The organism is Rhodococcus sp. 06-418-5 (assembly GCF_002258285.1).
GTDB lineage: Bacteria > Actinomycetota > Actinomycetes > Mycobacteriales > Mycobacteriaceae > Rhodococcoides.
Genome location: NZ_NOYE01000012.1, coordinates 187,626 through 202,056, shown reverse-complemented (window position 1 = coordinate 202,056; position 14,431 = coordinate 187,626). Strand labels below are relative to the sequence as shown.

The following is a 14,431-nucleotide window of genomic DNA, read 5'->3' as shown; positions in this document are numbered from 1 at the left end:
AGTTGTGCAATCTCAGCATGCGGGAGGCTAATATCGTTCTATGAGACAGCATAGCCCCAATGGCCTCGTCGACAAATCGAGCGGTATCGGTGTCCTCGACAAGGCGATGACGGTGCTGCACGCGGTGGCCGAGAAGCCCTGCAATCTGGGCGATCTGTGCGCTCGAACGAGCCTGCCCAGGGCCACGGCCCACCGGCTCGCGGTCGGCCTCGAGACCCACCGGCTTCTGGTACGAGATGCCGACGGCCTGTGGCGGACCGGGCCGGGACTGGGCGAGCTCGCGGCGAGCGCATCGGATGCCCTCCTCGATGCTGCTGCCTCGGTACTCCCCCGCCTACGCGAGATCACCGGCGAGAGTGTGCAGATCTATCGGCGCGAAGGAACGGTGCGGGTGTGCGTGGCGTCCATGGAGCCGCCGACCGGACTTCGAGACACCGTGCTCGTCGGAGCACGCCTGCCGATGACGGCCGGGTCGGGTGCCAAAGTGCTTCTCGCATGGGCGGATTCACAGACTCAACGAACAGTTCTGCCCGATGCGGAATTCGGTGAACGCACCCTCCTCGAGGTTCGACGGCGCGGCTGGGCGCAGAGTGCGGGCGAGCGCGAACCGGGCGTCGCGAGCGTCGCCGCGCCGGTGCGCGACAGTAACGACGCTGTGGTGGCGGCGATCTCGGTGTCGGGACCGATAGATCGAATCGGGCGCAAGCCCGGAGCGCGCTGGGCCGCCGATCTCCTGGCGGCCGCGGACGCACTGCACAAGCGACTCTGAGGCAGGGCGCAGACCTCACGGCCCGAGGAAAACCAGCTGATCAAGCTGCGAGAGTGGGGTACCTTCGTCTCGAGCGGCCTACCCGGCCGGTCGTCGACTGCGAGGAGTCACCCATGCCCGAATCCGGCAGTGAAGAACTGAAGAAGAAATTCCGCGAAGTCCTGGAACAGAAGAACAGCAAGTCCCACAATTCCGTCGAACACAAGGACGGTGGGCCGAAGGTCAACAACGCCCACGGTCCGGCCGACCATCAGAAGATGTTCCGCCGCAAGAGCGTCTGAGACGCCCACACCGAAACGACAACACCCTCCCGATCCGCGGATCGAGAGGGTGTTGTCTGTTGTAGCCCCGACGGGATTCGAACCCGCGCTACCGCCTTGAGAGGGCGGCGTCCTAGGCCGCTAGACGACGGGGCCAGGAACTTCACCTGCATTGTTGTTCGAGCTTGTAACGCTGAGCCAGCTTAACTGCCTCGGCCTCGGCGACAAAATCGCCTTCACCTGCTCGCTGGGGTACCAGGACTCGAACCTAGAATGGCGGTACCAGAAACCGCTGTGTTGCCAATTACACCATACCCCAATGGACTTGAATCGAACTGCGCATCACGATCGATGTGCACTGCGTTTCGAGCCGGGATAGAGACTATCAAAGGTGACTACCCATTCTGCAAATCGGCTGCTCAGAGCCACCGAAACCGCGCCGCGCAGACGTCGGGAGCGGCCCGAGTCGCAGCTTCCTCGGACCCCAGGAGCCCCCTCGACGCCTCGTCCGACCAGTGGAGCAGACTTGTTCTCCGTGACCGATCGCAGACCCAGCCGAGTCCGATGAGGGTTCTGCTCGTTCCTCAGGGCGAGCAGGCCGTACTGACGTACCTCGCCGAGGACGGCTCGATGCAGCGTGAACCCACGGTGGCCGAGGATCCGGTCGCGGCCGTTGCCGGGCTGGAGCGAGACGAACGGCCGAGGTGGGTGTGGGAGGACACCAGCCGGATCTACCCTCGGTTGCTCGAACGAGGAGTACGCGTCCGCCGCTGTCACGATCTGGCCCTGGTCGGTGCGATTCTGGCGATGCGCGCCGGCTCGGCGACTGCCCCTTCGGCTCCCGCCGACCTGCGGCCGGGGCTGTTCGACGCGAACCCCAACTCCGATCCCGCGGCCGTGCTCACCGAGTACCGGCGTCAGCTTCGCGACATCGGTGACGATCGCGCACTGCACCTGCTGGCGGCGGCCGAGTCGGCCGGGGGCCTGGCCGCCGCGGAGATGACCTTCGACGGGTTGCCGTTCTCCGCGTCGGCACATCGCCGTCATCTGGACACGATGCTCGGTGCGCGGCCGCTGGACGGTTCTCCACCCCCGGCTCTCGTCGAGCTCGAGAACCAGATCTCGTCGGCGTTCGGGCGGCGCGTCAACCCTGCCTCGCCCGTGGAGCTGGTGGCCGCGTTCGCGCGCGTCGGTATCGAACTGACATCGACTCGCGCGCACGTCATCCGCGACATCGATCACCCGGCAGTTCCGCTGCTGCTGCGCCACCGCGATCTGTCGAAGCTGCACGCTGCGAACGGGTGGGCATGGCTCGACGCGTGGGTTCGCGACGATCGTTTCCGTCCGGTCTATGTTCCCGGTGCTGTGGTCTCGGGCCGGTGGGCCAGTCGCGGCGGAGGCGGCCTGCAGATTCCGAAACCCCTGCGCGCCAGTGTGATCGCCGATCCCGGGTACACGTTCGTGGCCGCCGACGCCGGTCAGCTCGAACCGCGCATTCTCGCTGCGATGTCCGGCGATCCCGGTATGGTCGCCGCGGCAGGCACCGCAGATCTGTATGCACCGGTGGCGGCAGCATCGTTCGGTGGCGATCGCAGCCACGCCAAGGTTGCCGTTCTCGGGGTCCTGTACGGGGCGACCTCCGGCGAGGCGCGTTCGCTGCTGACGCGACTACGGGCCTCGTTCCCCGGTGCCGTCGCACTGGTGGAGGAGGCCGCCCGCGCGGGAGAACGGGGCGAGGTCGTTCGTTCGTGGCTCGGACGGGCCTGCCCACCGCCCTCGCCGCAGTGGTGGTCGGAAGGTGACGCGCACGCGCGGGGCCGGTTCACGCGCAATTTCGTCGTGCAGGCCACCGCCGCCGAGTGGGCGCTGTGCTTGTTGGCCGATCTGCGTGGCCGGTTGGCCGGGAGCGGAGCCCGCAGAAGTGACCCGAATGCCGGGAGCGGAGCCCGCAGGAGTGACCAGAATGCCGGGAGCGGAGCCCGCAGGAGTGACGGGGATTCCGGGACCAGCAGCGAGTTGGTGTTCTTTCAACACGACGAGGTGGTGGTGCATTGTCCCGTCGCCGATTCGGAGCGTGCCGCCGAAGCGATTGCAGCATCGGCGTTGTCGGCAACTCGGCTGATGTTCGGCGACACGGCCGTCCGGTTTCCGATGGAGACGAGAATCGACCGCTTCTACGGCGCTTCGGCTGCCCGCTCGGAGCCGGATTCGGACTGAGCTCCCGGTGGGTCGGCGAACGTCACGTCGATGTCCTCGAACGGCTTGCTGCGTTGTGCTTCTGCCTGTCCGGTGTAGGTGAGTTTGTCACCTTCGGTCAGTTCGACATCGTCGGTGAACGGGGCCAGAAGGGACCGCGGGAACAGCCTGTCGACACGAACCACGTTGATCTCGATGCAGATCACGATCGATACCGAGGTCACGTACAGAAAGGCCAACAGCCCGAGCACCACTGCAAAGACACCGTTCGTCACCGTCGAACTCGCGGCGACGTATTTCACGTACACACCGCCGAACGTCTGCAGTAGCTGCCACGTCAGACCGGCCACTACGGCTCCCGGGAGTACCTGTCCGATCGACACCGCTCGCACTGTGGCGAGCCGAAACGCAACGACGAACACCCCGACATACAGCAGCGTTCCGATCACGAAGACGACGAGACCTGATTCCGGGCCGAAATATCCTGCGGCACTGAGCACATTGAGTGCGGTGATAGCTAGTACCGCCAGGCCCACGGTGCTCAGCAAACCCAGTCCCCGCACTCGGGCTCGAATCGGATCGGGCCGGAGATTCTTCGGTACGGCCCATGCGGTGTTCATCGCGTTCTGCAGCGCAACGGACACACCGAGCCCGCCGTACAGCGACCCGAGGATACCCACCGTCAGACCGACCGTGCCGCCACCTATCCGTTCGGGACGCCCCAATTCTTCACCGACCGCCGGGATCTGACCGAGTGCCGAGTTCAGGATCTGTTGTTGCAGCTCCGGGTTGCCCATCAACACGATGCCCAGAATCACGGAGAAGAGCAGCAGCGCAGGAAAGAGCGAGACGAAGGCGTAGTACGTGATCAGGGCGGCGAGGTAGCCGCCCTGATCGTCGACGAACTTGTACACCACCGCAATGGGATAGCCGAGGACCGGCCGCCTGCGCTGGAGTCGATCCAGTCGATCGGAGACACTCATTCGAGGCTGCCCCCGCGGCCCGCGGTGCGCCTGCGGCCGTGCGCCGTCACGCCACCCGGGCGCGTGCTGCAGCCAGGCGTGCCAGGGTCTTCTCGCGCCCGAGCAATTCCATGGACTCGTACAGCGGCGGACTGATGTGCGACCCGGTCACTCCCACCCGAATCGGGGCGAAAGCCTTGCGCGGCTTGAGCTCGAGCTTCTCGATCAGCGCGTCCTTGAGAGTCGCCTCCAGATCGGCCGTGGTCCAGGTCTGCAACGCCGTCAGCGCCTCGACCGTGGCGTCGAGAACGGGTGCGGCATCGGCACCGAGGTTCTTCGCCGCGGCTGCAGGGTCGATCTCGAAGTCCGCCTCGTCGACGAACAGGAACTTCAGCAGTCCCCAGGCATCCGAGAGGACGACGATGCGGGTCTGCACCAGATCGGCCGCGACGGCGAACACCTTCTCGTCGACCGGCTCGGTGAGATGGCCCTGCGCGACGAGGTATCCGCGCAACCGCGCCGCGAAATCGTCAGCTGCCAGCATCCTGATGTGCTCGGCGTTGATCGCGTCGGCCTTCTTCTGATCGAAGCGTGCCGGGTTGGAATTGACCGACGAGATCTCGAATGCCGCCACCATCTCGTCGAGAGAGAAGACGTCGTGATCGTCCGAGATGCCCCAGCCGAGAAGAGCGAGGTAGTTCAGCAGACCTTCCGGAACGAACCCACGATCGCGGTGGATGAACAGATTCGATTCGGGGTCACGCTTGGACAGCTTCTTGTTGCCCTGGCCCATGACGAACGGCAGGTGCCCGAACTCGGGGGTGCGTTCTGCGACGCCGATCCGGATCAGTGCCTCGTAGAGAGCGAGCTGACGAGGCGTCGACGACAGCAGGTCCTCGCCGCGCAGGACGTGGGTGATCTTCATCAGTGCGTCGTCCACCGGATTGACCAACGTGTACAGCGGAACTCCGTTGCCTCGGGTCAGAGCGAAATCCGGTACGGTCCCGGCCTTGAACGTGGTCTCCCCGCGCACGAGGTCGTTCCACGTCAGATCGTGATCGGGCATCCGCAGTCGCACGACGGCCCCGCGTCCCTCGCTTCGATAGGCCTCGCGCTGCTCCTGAGTCAGGTCGCGGTCGAAGTTGTCGTAACCGAGTTTGGGGTCGCGTCCGGCTGCCTTGTGACGGGATTCCACTTCCTCCGGCGTGGAGAACGACTCGTAGGCCTCGCCGGCGTCGAGCAACTGCTGCACGACGGCAACGTGTTGCTCGCGACGCAGCGACTGCCGGTAGGGCTCGTACGGGCCACCCACCTCGGGGCCTTCGTCCCACTCGAGGCCGAGCCAGCGCAACGCGTCGAGCAGGGCGGCGTAGGACTCTTCGGAGTCGCGTGCTGCGTCGGTGTCCTCGATGCGAAAGACGAAGGTGCCGCCGTGATGCCGGGCGAACGCCCAGTTGAACAGTGCGGTTCGGACCAGACCGACGTGCGGGGTCCCGGTGGGCGACGGGCAGAACCGAACGCGGACATCTGTTGCTGTGGTCATGCTCGCCCTACTTCTTCGCTGCGACGGGGTTGGTCAGGGTACCGATTCCCTCGACGGTGATCGACACGCTGTCTCCGTCGGTGATCGGTCCGACTCCCTCGGGGGTTCCGGTGAGAATGACGTCTCCGGGGAGCAGTGTCATCACCGCGGACACCCATTCGATGATCTTCGGAATATCGTGCAGCAGAAGCGAAGTGCGACTCTGCTGCTTGACCACGCCGTCGACCTCGGTCTTGATCTCGAGATCGGTCGGGTCGAGCGAGGTCTCGATCCAGGGCCCGAGTGGGCAGAAGGTGTCGTGTCCCTTGGCGCGAGTCCACTGTCCGTCGTGCTTCTGGTGGTCACGGGCCGAGACGTCGTTGGCGACGGTGTATCCGAGCACCACCTCGTACGCCTTGGAGGCCGGGACGTCCTTGCACGGGCGGCCGATGACGATCGCCAGTTCACCCTCGAAGTGCACCTCGTTCGAGGACGGTGGCAGCACGATGGGCGCTCCGGGCCCGACGATGGAGGTGTTCGGCTTGATGAAGATCACGGGGTCCTTCGGAGCCTCACCGCCCATCTCGGCCACGTGCGCGGCGTAGTTCTTACCGATGGCGATGACCTTGCTGGCGAGGATGGGGGCGAGCAGTCGCACGTCGGCCAGAGGCCACGACCGACCCGTGAACGTGGGTGTGCCGAAAGGATGTTCGGCGATTTCCTTCGCAGTCTGCGAGTCACCCTCACCTTCGATACTCACGAATGCCACACCATCAGGACTTGCAATTCGACCGAGACGCATGCCGGAAGTCTATCGACCGTCGTTCTCCGCACGTCGACGCCGTCCGATCCACCGATCTTTCGCCGGTGTAAAGTTCGCGTTGATCCACATAGCAAGATCACATGTCCATATTTTGAGACGAAAGGCCGGAATGAGTGACACGAAGCAGTTGTCCAGCATCGGCGAGACGCGACGGTGGTTCATGCTCGTGCTCGGGATGCTCGCGCAGACTGCGGGCGCCGTCTTCATCAACGGTGCTGCATTTCTCATTCCTGCCCTGCACGACGACCGAGGACTTGGCCTTGCGACTGCAGGATTCGTGGTTGCGATGCCCACCGTCGGCATCATGCTGACCCTCATCGCATGGGGCGTGCTCGTCGACCGCATCGGCGAACGTCTCGTTCTGGTGATCGGGCTCGGGCTCACGGCCGCAGCGAGTCTCGGCGCGGTGGTCAGCACGTCCATCCCGGTGCTCGCCGTCCTGCTGCTGGTCGGCGGTATGGCAGCGGCCAGTGCGAACAGCGCGAGCGGACGCGTGGTGGTGGGATGGTTCCCGCCGCATCGCCGTGGACTGGCAATGGGCATCAGGCAGATGTCGGTGCCCCTGGGCGTTGCCCTTGCCGCCCTCACCATCCCACCCATCGCCCGTGACCACGGCGTCGGAGTGGCACTGCTCGTACCCGCTGCCGTGTGCGCTGCGAGCGCCCTGCTGTGCCTGGCGGTCATCGACCCTCCCCGTCCGAATCGTATCGACGCGGCGGCGCAGGGTCTGCTCGACAATCCGTACCGAGGCAGCAGCCAACTGTGGCGCATTCATGCCACGTCCATCCTGTTGGTGGTTCCGCAGTACGTGGTCTGGACATTTGCACTCGTGTGGCTGATGACCGACCGAGGGTGGACTGCTGCGGCCGCAGGCGTCCTCGTCACCGTCACCCAGATCCTCGGTGCACTGGGCCGGATGAGCGTCGGAGCACTCTCCGATCGGGTCGGTAGCCGCATGCGGCCCCTACGGTGGGTTGCGGCCACCGCCACCGTCAGCATGCTGGGGCTCGGCATCGCCGACTGGTTCGACTCCCCCGCCGCGATCGTCCTGCTCGTCGTCGCGTCCGTCGCCACCGTTGCACCGAACGGCCTTGCCTTCACTGCTGTTGCAGAGATATCGGGACCGTATTGGAGCGGACGCGCCCTCGGCGTGCAGAACACGAGTCAGTACGTGTTCGCGTCGGCCGTACCGCCGCTCTTCGGGGCGCTTGCGACGGTCAGCTTTCCCGTCGCATTCCTGGTGTCGGCGATCTTCCCTGCACTCTCCGTACCGATCGTCCCCGACGATCCACGTCCCGAGACTCCCGACGAGAATTCCGACAGCGCCGGCTGATCCAGACCTGCGGGATGCCCGAGAAACACGACATGCCACGATGGGCAGTCGGCCCACCGTGGCATGTCGTGACGGCCCTGCTACAGACGCGCTGCGATTCTCGCGCCGATGTCCTTCGTCGACGCGGTTGTGGTTCCTCGCTCGGCGAGGTCCGCTGCGACAGCGGCTTCCACCCGCGCCGCACCTGCCGCATCGCCCAGATGATCGAGCAACAACGACACCGACAGGATCGCGGCCGTCGGGTCCGCCTTCTGCTGCCCTGCGATGTCGGGAGCACTGCCGTGCACGGGCTCGAACATACTCGGATTGGTTCCGGTCGCATCGATGTTTCCGCTTGCGGCCAAACCGATTCCGCCGGTCACCGCCGCCGACAGGTCCGTCACGATGTCTCCGAACAGATTGTCGGTGACGATGACGTCGAACCGGCCCGGGTCGGTCACGAGGTGAATCATCGCGGCGTCGATGTGCTGGTACGCGACCTCGACGTCCGGGAACTCGGCCGCGACCTCGTCCACCGTGCGAGCCCACAGGCTGCCTGCGAACGTGAGCACATTGGTCTTGTGCAGCAGTGTCAGATGCTTGCGCCGAGTCAGAGCCCGCTCGAAACCGTTGCGCACCACCCGCTCGACCCCGTAACGGGTGTTGACACTGACCTCGGTGGCCACCTCGTGCGGGGTGCCGACACGAAGCGCGCCACCGTTGCCGGTGTACGGCCCCTCGGTGCCCTCCCGCACGACCACGACGTCGATGTCCTTGTCACCGGCGAGTGGGCCGACGACACCCGGGTACAGCTTGGCCGGACGCAGGTTGATGTGGTGATCGAGCTCGAACCGAGCGCGCAACAGCAGTCCGCGCTCGAGCACTCCGCTCGGAACCGACGGATCACCGATGGCTCCCAACAGAATTGCGTCGTGCTCGCGCAGTTCGGCCAACACCGAGTCCGGCAGCAGTTCCCCGGTGGCGTTGTAGCGACGCGCGCCGAGGTCGTACTCGGTCTTCTCGGCGCCGGGTGCAACGACGTCGAGCACGGCGAGCGCCTCGGTGACGACCTCCGGTCCGATACCGTCTCCGGCGATGACGGCCAGCTTCATCTCACTCCTCGTGATTCTTCGACTTCGTTCGATCGACTGCGAGCGATGCTCAGGACAGGTCGACCAGTTCGATGGTGGACGCGCCGACCGCGGTGGCGATGCTCGCGCTTAACTCCTCCGACACGTCCTTGTCGACGCGCAGCAGAATCGTTGCGCCGTCGCCTTCGGAGTCCTGGCTCAGTGCGGCGGCCTGGATGTCGATGCCGGCATCGCCGAGCAGGGTGCCGATCCGGCCGAGGCTGCCGGGCTGATCCGCGTAGTTGACGATGAGGTTCTTGCCCTCGGCACGGAGGTCGAAGTTGCGGCCGTTGATGTTCACGATCTTCTCGACCTGCGTGGTGCCGGTCAGAGTGCCCGCGACGTTGAGCACCGAGCCGTCGCCGTAGACGGCGCGGATGTCGACCACGCTGCGGTGGTTCTCGCTCTCGGACGCGGTGGTGACCTCGGCGGTGACGCCACGCTCCTCGGCGAGCGACGGGGCGTTGACGAACGTCACCGAGTCCTCGATGACAGCGGAGAACAGACCGCGCAGCGCCGAGAGCTTGAGGATCTCGACGTCCTCGGCGGCGAGTTCGCCGCGGACGTCGACCGACAGCGACGTGGGAAGTTCGGTGGACAGAGCGCCGAGCAGTACACCCTGCTTACGCACGATCTCGAGCCACGGCGACACCTCCTCGCCCACGGCGCCACCCTTGACGTTGACGGCGTCGGGCACGAATTCGCCTGCGAGAGCGAGCAGAACCGACTTGGCGACATCGGTGCCCGCCCGGTCCTGGGCCTCGGTCGTCGACGCGCCGAGGTGGGGGGTGACCACGACCTGCGGCAGCTCGAACAGGGGGCTGTCGGTGCACGGCTCGGAGGCGTAGACGTCGATTCCGGCGGCGAACACGTGGCCACTGGTGATGGCGTCGGCCAGGGCCTGCTCGTCGACCAGTCCCCCGCGAGCGGCATTGACGACGATGACACCGGGCTTGGTCTTGGCCAGGGCTTCCTTGCCGATGATGCCCTTGGTCTCCGGGGTCTTCGGGAGGTGAACCGAGAACATGTCGGCGCGCTCGAGCAGCTCGTCCAGGCTCACCAGTTCGATGCCGAGCTGGGCGGCACGCGCAGCCGAGACGTAGGGGTCGTAGGCGATGATGTGGGTCTCGAACGCAGCGAGACGCTGCGCGAACAGCTGACCGATGCGGCCGAGTCCGACGACACCGACGGTCTTGCCGAAGATCTCGACACCGTTGAACTTGCTGCGCTTCCACTCGTGCTGACGCAGAGTGGCGTCGGCAGCGGGGATCTGGCGCGCGGCCGACAGCAGCAGTGTCACCGCATGCTCGGCGGCGGTGTGAATGTTCGACGTCGGGGCGTTGACGACGAGGACACCGCGCTCGGTGGCTGCGGGTACGTCGACGTTGTCCAGGCCGACACCGGCGCGGGCGACGATCTTGAGATTGGTTCCGGCGGCGAGAACCTCTGCGTCGACCGTGGTCGCGGAACGCACCAGGATCGCGTCGGCCTCGGGGACCGCGGCCAGCAGCGCGGGGCGATCCGGGCCGTCGACCCAACGGACCTCGACGCCGTCGCCCAATGCCTCGACGGTGGACGGCGCAAGTTTGTCGGCGATCAGAACGACAGGACGGCCTGGCTGGCTCACGTGAAGAACTCCCTATGTCGGTTCGAGACTGTTGTCGGTGAAAAGTCGGAGCTGGTGCAGCAGAAACAGCTTAGAGGCCGGAGACGTCGAACTGTGACGCCACCTGCCTCACGCATCGAAGGGCACCCCTACGGATGCAGGGGTGCCCTTCGATCAGCATGCGTGAGAACGTGATTCGATGAGAATCAGGCCGTTTCGGTGATCGGGCGATCGACCCAGCTCATCAGGTCGCGCAGCTTCTTGCCGGTGACCTCGATGGGGTGCTCGGCGTTGGCCTTGCGCAGGCCTTCGAGCTCGGTGTTGCCGTTCTCGACGTTGGCGACGAGGCGACGGGTGAACTCACCCGACTGGATGTCGGCCAGGATCGCCTTCATGCGCTCCTTGGTGCCTGCGTCGATCACGCGCGGTCCCGAGAGGTAGCCACCGAACTCCGCGGTGTCGGACACCGAGTAGTTCATCCGAGCGATGCCGCCCTCGTACATGAGGTCGACGATGAGCTTGAGCTCGTGCAACACCTCGAAGTACGCCATCTCGGGCGCGTATCCGGCCTCGACCATGACCTCGAAGCCCGTCTTGACGAGCTCTTCGGTGCCGCCGCACAGCACGGCCTGCTCGCCGAAGAGGTCGGTCTCGGTCTCTTCCTTGAACGTGGTCTTGATGACGCCTGCGCGCGTTCCGCCGATGCCCTTGGCCCAGGACAGAGCCAGTGCCTGACCTTCGCCCTTGGGGTCCTGGTCGATGGCGATGAGCGCGGGAACGCCCTTGCCGTCGACGAACTGGCGACGCACGAGGTGGCCGGGGCCCTTGGGTGCGACCATGCCGACGGTGACGAACTCCGGTGCCTTGATCAGGTCGAAGTGGATGTTGAGTCCGTGCCCGAAGAACAGCGCGTCGCCGTCCTTCAGATTGGGCTCGATCTCCTCGGAGAAGATCTTGGCCTGCGCGGTGTCGGGTGCGAGCACCATGATCACGTCGGCCCATTCGGACACCTCGGCGGGAGTGCCGACCTTCAGGCCCTGCTCCTCCGCCTTGGCGCGGGACTTCGAGCCCGCAGCCAGGCCGATGCGCACATCGACACCGGAGTCGCGCAGGCTCAGCGAGTGCGCGTGGCCCTGGCTTCCGTAACCGATCACAGCGACCTTGCGGCCCTGGATGATCGACAGATCAGCATCGTCGTCGTAGAACATCTCGACTGCCACTGTTTGTAACCTTTCCTCTTCGATTTCGCTGAAAATCACGTCCGTCGCTCAGCGCGACGCTGTGATCGATTTCGGTCCACGTCCGACGGCAACGACTCCCGACTGAACTATTTCTCGAATTCCATAGGGGTCCAACATCTTCAGCAACGCATCGAGCTTCGAGCGGGTGCCCGTCGCCTCGACCGTCACGGCCTCGGGAGACACATCGATCACCTTGGCGCGGAACAGGTTCACCGTTTCGATGACCTCACTGCGCACACTGGCGTCGGCGCGGACCTTGATCAGCACCAACTCGCGAGCCACCGAGGAGTCGTCGTCCTGCTCGACGATCTTGATGACGTTGATGAGCTTGTTGAGCTGCTTGGTCACCTGCTCGAGCGGGAACTCGTCGACGGTGACCACGATCGTCATCCGCGAGATCTCGGGAATCTCGGTGCCGCCGACGGCAAGCGAGGAGATGTTGAATCCACGGCGCGAGAACAGCGCGGCGACGCGGGCCAGCACACCTGGCTTGTCCTCGACGAGGACGCTGAGGGTATGGCTCGTGCTCACTTGTCGGTGCCTTTCACGTCGTCGATCTGCGGGTGCGGGGCCTGCTCGCGCTCCATGGCCTCGTCGAGGCCGGGCTCGCTTCCCACGGTCTCGTCCTCGTCGAACAGCGGACGGATTCCGCGCGCGGCCATGATCTCGTCGTTGCCGGTACCGGCAGCGACCATCGGCCACACCTGCGCGTCGGCTCCCACGATGAAGTCGATGACGACCGGACGATCGTTGATCGCTCGTGCCTGAGCGATCACCGCGTCGACGTCCTCTTCCCGCTCGCACCGCAGCCCGACGCAACCGAGCGCCTCGGCGAGCTTCACGAAATCGGGGATGCGAACGGCACCGTGGGTACCGAGATTGGTGTTGGAGTAGCGCTCCTCGTAGAACAGGGTCTGCCACTGGCGAACCATGCCGAGGTTGCCGTTGTTGATGAGTGCGACCTTGATCGGGATGCCCTCGACCGCGCAGGTCGCGAGTTCCTGGTTGGTCATCTGGAAGCATCCGTCGCCGTCGATGGCCCACACCTCGGCGTCGGGGAGGCCCCTCTTGGCACCCATCGCGGCCGGAACCGCGTACCCCATCGTGCCGAGGCCGCCCGAGTTGAGCCACGTACGCGGCTTCTCGTAGTTGATGAACTGTGCAGCCCACATCTGGTGCTGACCGACGCCGGCGCAGTAGATCGCGTCGGGGCCGGCGAACTTGCCGACCGAGCTGATGACGAACTCCGGTGACATCGATCCGTCGGACGGGCGGTCGTAACTCAGCGGGTAGGTCTTGCGGATGCCGTTCAGGTAGACCCACCACTGCTCGAGATCGAGCGTGGTTCCGGTCGCGCGGTCCGCCCGCAGGGCCTCGATGAGCTCGGTGATGACCTCACGGCAGTCGCCGACGATCGGCACGTCGGCGTAGCGGTTCTTGCCGATCTCGGCCGGATCGATGTCGGCGTGGATGACCTTGGCATCCGGTGCGAAGGACGAGAGCTGGCCGGTGACTCGGTCGTCGAACCGGGCACCGAGCGTGATCAGCAGATCGCTCCGCTGCAATGCGGCCACCGCGGCGACGGTGCCGTGCATACCCGGCATGCCGAGGTTCAGATTGTGCGAGTCGGGGAACGCGCCGCGGGCCATCAGAGTGGTCACGACAGGAATTCCGGTCAGTTCGGCCAGCTCGAGCAGCTCCGCCGAGGCGTCGGCCTTGATGACGCCGCCACCGACGTAGAGCACCGGCTGCTTGGCGTCGGCGATGTAGCGGGCCGCTTCGCGGACCTGCTTGCCGTGCGGCTTGGTGACCGGACGGTAGCCGGGCAGACGCATCTCCGGCGGCCACGAGAACGTGGTCTGCGCCTGCAGGACGTCCTTGGGGATGTCGACGAGCACCGCACCTGGACGGCCCGAGGCGGCGATGTAGAACGCCTCGGCCATGATGCGCGGGATGTCGGCACCGTCGGTGATGAGGAAGTTGTGCTTGGTGATCGGCATCGTGATACCCGAGATGTCGGCTTCCTGGAAGCCGTCGGTCCCGATGAGACTACGGGCGACCTGGCCGGTGATCGCGACGACGGGAACCGAATCCATCTGAGCGTCGGCGAGTGGGGTGACGAGGTTGGTCGCGCCGGGACCGGACGTTGCCATGCAGACGCCGACCTTGCCGGTCGCCTGGGCGTAGCCGGTCGCGGCGTGGCCTGCACCCTGCTCGTGGCGCACCAGAATGTGGCGCACCTTCACCGAGTCGAAGAGCGGGTCGTAGACCGGGAGAACCGCGCCACCGGGAATGCCGAATACGGTGTCGACGTCGAGTTCTTCGAGGGCCCGAACGACCGACTGTGCGCCGGTGACCTTCTCCGGTGCGACGTGGCGTCGCGATCCGTTGGTCACTGCGTCTGCGGACGGGCTGGCGGCTGTCCCCGACTTACGGGTCGTGGGCCCTGGGCGTGCGGTTGGTGCGCTCACTGATTGCTTCCTCAGGAATGTGAAATTGCTGGGCGATCTCTGGGCAAGAAAAAACCCCCGTCAGCGTGAGCTGTACGAGGGTGGCGCGTCGATGCGAGTTTGAACAATCGGCTCAGGCGTTGACGCGCCGGCCGATTAC

12 protein-coding genes and 2 tRNA genes are annotated in these 14,431 nt (G+C 65.5%); 4 read left to right on the top strand and 10 right to left on the bottom strand.

The window, feature by feature from the left end:
• The first annotated feature begins 40 nt into the window (after window positions 1-40).
• Both CH274_RS06605 and CH274_RS29105 read left to right on the top strand, forming a co-directional pair.
• Window positions 41-769, top strand: coding sequence for an IclR family transcriptional regulator (locus CH274_RS06605; protein ID WP_032397766.1), 729 nt, complete (start codon window positions 41-43; stop codon window positions 767-769).
• 113 nt (window positions 770-882) lie between these two features.
• Window positions 883-1,050: a DUF5302 domain-containing protein gene (locus CH274_RS29105; protein ID WP_170946045.1), complete on the top strand. Its 168-nt coding sequence runs from the start codon at window positions 883-885 to the stop codon at window positions 1,048-1,050.
• Window positions 1,051-1,112: 62 nt separating this feature from the next.
• Here CH274_RS29105 and CH274_RS06600 read toward each other — a convergent pair.
• Together CH274_RS06600 and CH274_RS06595 are read right to left on the bottom strand one after the other, a co-directional pair.
• Window positions 1,113-1,185: transfer RNA gene (locus tag CH274_RS06600), tRNA-Glu, on the bottom strand.
• Window positions 1,186-1,276: 91 nt separating this feature from the next.
• A tRNA-Gln gene (locus CH274_RS06595) sits at window positions 1,277-1,348 on the bottom strand.
• A 245-nt stretch (window positions 1,349-1,593) separates the two neighbouring features.
• Between CH274_RS06595 and CH274_RS06590 the strand changes: the two genes are divergently transcribed.
• The gene (locus CH274_RS06590; protein ID WP_094656997.1) at window positions 1,594-3,246 is read left to right on the top strand and encodes a bifunctional 3'-5' exonuclease/DNA polymerase; all 1,653 of its coding nucleotides are present in this window, start codon (window positions 1,594-1,596) and stop codon (window positions 3,244-3,246) included.
• Here CH274_RS06590 and CH274_RS06585 read toward each other — a convergent pair.
• Genes CH274_RS06585 through CH274_RS06575 form a run of 3 tightly spaced genes read right to left on the bottom strand, consistent with a single transcriptional unit; the run spans window position 3,204 to window position 6,511 of the window.
• The gene (locus CH274_RS06585; RefSeq protein ID WP_179272763.1) at window positions 3,204-4,208 is read right to left on the bottom strand and encodes a YihY/virulence factor BrkB family protein; all 1,005 of its coding nucleotides are present in this window, start codon (window positions 4,206-4,208) and stop codon (window positions 3,204-3,206) included. The genes CH274_RS06590 and CH274_RS06585 overlap by 43 nt on opposite strands.
• A gap of 46 nt (window positions 4,209-4,254) precedes the next feature.
• Window positions 4,255-5,730, bottom strand: a complete 1,476-nt coding sequence (gene gltX / locus CH274_RS06580; RefSeq protein WP_094656996.1) for a glutamate--tRNA ligase — start codon at window positions 5,728-5,730, stop codon at window positions 4,255-4,257.
• Between the two features lie 7 nt (window positions 5,731-5,737).
• The gene (locus CH274_RS06575; RefSeq protein WP_094631800.1) at window positions 5,738-6,511 is read right to left on the bottom strand and encodes a fumarylacetoacetate hydrolase family protein; all 774 of its coding nucleotides are present in this window, start codon (window positions 6,509-6,511) and stop codon (window positions 5,738-5,740) included.
• Between the two features lie 130 nt (window positions 6,512-6,641).
• Here CH274_RS06575 and CH274_RS06570 point away from each other — a divergent pair, with 130 nt between their 5' ends.
• Window positions 6,642-7,865 carry an MFS transporter gene (locus CH274_RS06570; RefSeq protein WP_218829197.1) on the top strand — a complete coding sequence of 408 codons (1,224 nt, stop codon included), beginning with the start codon at window positions 6,642-6,644 and terminating at the stop codon, window positions 7,863-7,865.
• 80 nt (window positions 7,866-7,945) lie between these two features.
• Here CH274_RS06570 and CH274_RS06565 read toward each other — a convergent pair whose 3' ends face one another.
• The 5 genes from CH274_RS06565 to CH274_RS06545 all read right to left on the bottom strand — a co-directional run bounded on the left by CH274_RS06565 (window position 7,946) and on the right by CH274_RS06545 (window position 14,292).
• The gene (locus CH274_RS06565; protein ID WP_032397760.1) at window positions 7,946-8,956 is read right to left on the bottom strand and encodes a 3-isopropylmalate dehydrogenase; all 1,011 of its coding nucleotides are present in this window, start codon (window positions 8,954-8,956) and stop codon (window positions 7,946-7,948) included.
• Window positions 8,957-9,005: 49 nt separating this feature from the next.
• Window positions 9,006-10,601 carry a phosphoglycerate dehydrogenase gene (gene serA, locus CH274_RS06560; protein WP_032397759.1) on the bottom strand — a complete coding sequence of 532 codons (1,596 nt, stop codon included), beginning with the start codon at window positions 10,599-10,601 and terminating at the stop codon, window positions 9,006-9,008.
• A gap of 185 nt (window positions 10,602-10,786) precedes the next feature.
• Window positions 10,787-11,788, bottom strand: a complete 1,002-nt coding sequence (gene ilvC, locus CH274_RS06555; protein ID WP_170944858.1) for a ketol-acid reductoisomerase — start codon at window positions 11,786-11,788, stop codon at window positions 10,787-10,789.
• Window positions 11,789-11,848: 60 nt separating this feature from the next.
• Window positions 11,849-12,352, bottom strand: a complete 504-nt coding sequence (ilvN, locus tag CH274_RS06550; RefSeq protein WP_032397758.1) for an acetolactate synthase small subunit — start codon at window positions 12,350-12,352, stop codon at window positions 11,849-11,851.
• Window positions 12,349-14,292 (bottom strand): acetolactate synthase large subunit, encoded by a 1,944-nt coding sequence (locus CH274_RS06545; protein ID WP_032397757.1) that lies wholly within the window; start codon window positions 14,290-14,292, stop codon window positions 12,349-12,351. Before CH274_RS06545 ends, ilvN begins: the two co-directional genes overlap by 4 nt.
• Window positions 14,293-14,431 lie beyond the last annotated feature (139 nt).